General features: G+C 36.5%; 3 protein-coding genes. All 3 read left to right on the forward strand.

The features are described from left to right. Positions 1–71 precede the first annotated feature (71 nt). Genes tnpA through tnpC form a run of 3 tightly spaced genes read left to right on the forward strand, consistent with a single transcriptional unit; the run spans position 72 to position 2,375 of the window. Complete coding sequence (gene tnpA / locus RCH18_RS15980) at positions 72–353, forward strand: IS66 family insertion sequence element accessory protein TnpA (protein ID WP_326937772.1); 282 nt, start codon at positions 72–74, stop codon at positions 351–353. Further along, complete coding sequence (gene tnpB / locus RCH18_RS15985; RefSeq protein WP_326937773.1) at positions 353–691, forward strand: IS66 family insertion sequence element accessory protein TnpB; 339 nt, start codon at positions 353–355, stop codon at positions 689–691. Before tnpA ends, tnpB begins: the two co-directional genes overlap by 1 nt. Positions 692–740: 49 nt before the next feature. Next, positions 741–2,375: an IS66 family transposase gene (gene tnpC / locus RCH18_RS15990; RefSeq protein WP_326937774.1), complete on the forward strand. Its 1,635-nt coding sequence runs from the start codon at positions 741–743 to the stop codon at positions 2,373–2,375. The last annotated feature ends 61 nt before the right edge of the window (positions 2,376–2,436 follow it).

Here is a 2,436-nt window from a genome sequence, read left to right on the forward strand (position 1 = left end):
GTATCCGCCCGACGAACCCCATATTTTTTAGATCAACCTAAGGGAGTAGTTTTGTTCTAAACAATTTGGACATGGACAAAAATGAATTTATGTTATCTCAAGTTGAATCTTGGAAACAAAGTGGACTTTCACAACAAGCGTATTGCGATCAAGCAGGTATTAAATTAGGAACTTTCAGCTATTGGATACGAAAAAGTAAAAATGAAGAAGTACAAAGCGGAGGTTTTATTGCACTGAAAAAACCAGTTTTTGCTTTAGAAAACAAATACGAAATCGTATACCCTAATGGAGTTGTGCTACGACTTGATACAGATAATTTAAGTGAACTTTCAGCTTTAGTTAACCTGTATTAATGTTTAGCCTAAGTAGTTCACATACTTTTTTACTCTACCCCAAAGTTTGTGATATGCGCAAAAGTTTTAATGGTTTGTGTGGTCTTGTTGCCAATGAATTAGGACGCGTAGCACACAGTGGAGAAGTATTCATTTTTATCAATCGCAATAATAATCAGATGAAACTTTTACACTGGGAATCCGGTGGTTTTGTTCTTTATTACAAGCGCTTAGAGCAAGGAACTTTTGCTGGTTCAACCAGTACTAAATTGCAAATTAATTGGAGTGATTTGGTGTTGATGATCGAAGGAATTCAAATTATAAAAAGCAATAAAAAAAGAAGGTTTTATTTAGAATAAAACAGCCCTAAGCCTTGTTAAATATAGGATTTTGACGTATATTTAGCCTATGGAAATAGACCTAGAAAACGTATCAAAACAGGAACTTTTTGAGCTTTTAACTAAAGCTCAAAAAAACATTTCTGTGCTGGATAAAACTATTTCCAAACAAGATAAAAAACTTGTTAGGCTTGAAAAAAAGGAAGTCGTGTTAGAAGATAAAGCTTCTAAATTAGAACACAAAGCTTCAAACTTAGAAGATAAAGCTTCTAGGTTAGAAGAACGAGTTGAAGAACTTCAACGTTTAGTAGAATTACTACGCCGTATGCAATTTGGTCAAAAACGAGAGCGTTTTGAAGATCCTTCTCAAACTACTTTACCTTTAGATCTAGAACAAGAGCTTCTGGAAGAACAAGAAGCGGTTATCAAAGAAGAAATCACTTATTCTCGTTCTAAAAAGAAACATCCAGGCAGGGCTAAACTTCCGGATCATTTACCAGTTGAAGAAATCGAGATTTACCCTGAAGGAGATTTGTCTGATCAGGTTTGTATTGGCAAAGAAACTACAGATGTACTTGATTATGTTCCGGGACACTTTAAAATCAAAAGATATATCCGATACAAATACGCAACTAAGGATAAAGACAACACCAAGATATCCATCGGGGATTTACCCGAAAGAATCATAGACAAAGGAATCCCTTCAGAAGGACTACTAGCCACTATCCTAGTAGATAAATATGTGGATCACCTTCCGCTATATCGTCAAAAGCAACGGTTCTCAAGAGAAGATATTGATATTGCTTCTTCTACAATAGAGGGTTGGGCTGCTCAGAGCATGGCTGCTTTAAAACCCTTGTATGAGAAGCTGATAATGGATATTAAAAATGAAGGGTATCTTCAAGTGGATGAAACCACCATCAAGGTTTTAGACGACAAGAAAAAAGACAAAACGCATCTGGGTTATTATTGGGTGTATCATGCCCCAATATCCAAGCTTGTGATATTCAATTACAGCCCTACTCGTGCAAGTAGCGCTGCACTACCTGTTTTGCAAAACTTTAAAGGTTACTTGCAAACAGACGGATATGCAGGATACAAAGCTTATGGAAAAAAATCAGATATCACTCCTCTGGGCTGTTGGGCACATGCTAGGCGAGAATTTGAAAGAGCCTTAGATAATGACAAGCAAAAAGCACAACATGTTTTAGTTGAAATACAAAAATTATATGCGGTGGAGCGCAAAGCAAAAGAACAAAATCTTGGACCTGAGCAAATCAAAGAGCTGAGGCTTCAACAAAGCTTACCTATTATAAACGAACTAGGCAAGTGGATGTTTTTGCAAATCAAATTAACCCTACCAAAAAGCCAAATTGGTAAAGCCCTTGCATACTCTCAAACAAGATGGGATAATTTATCGGCATACCTACTAGATGGTAACTTGCAAATAGATAATAATCTGGTAGAAAATGCAATCAGACCAGTGGCCCTAGGTAGAAAGAATTATCTTTTTGCCGGATCGCACGATGCGGCTCAAAGAGCGGCTATGGCCTATACCTTTTTTTCTAACTGCAAAAAGCATAACGTAAATCCTTTTGAGTGGCTAAAATATACCCTTGAGAATATCCAATCTATAAACCACAAGAATATTACAGACCTGTATCCCCACAATTACAAGCAACTAGCGGAATCTAAATCATTGTAAAATTACGCTCCTATCATTAATCTTATTGAACTAAACAAGATGTAGTTGCTCGGGTGGATAC

The sequence above is a fragment of the Flavobacterium sp. PL11 genome (assembly GCF_035985025.1).
Lineage (GTDB): Bacteria > Bacteroidota > Bacteroidia > Flavobacteriales > Flavobacteriaceae > Flavobacterium.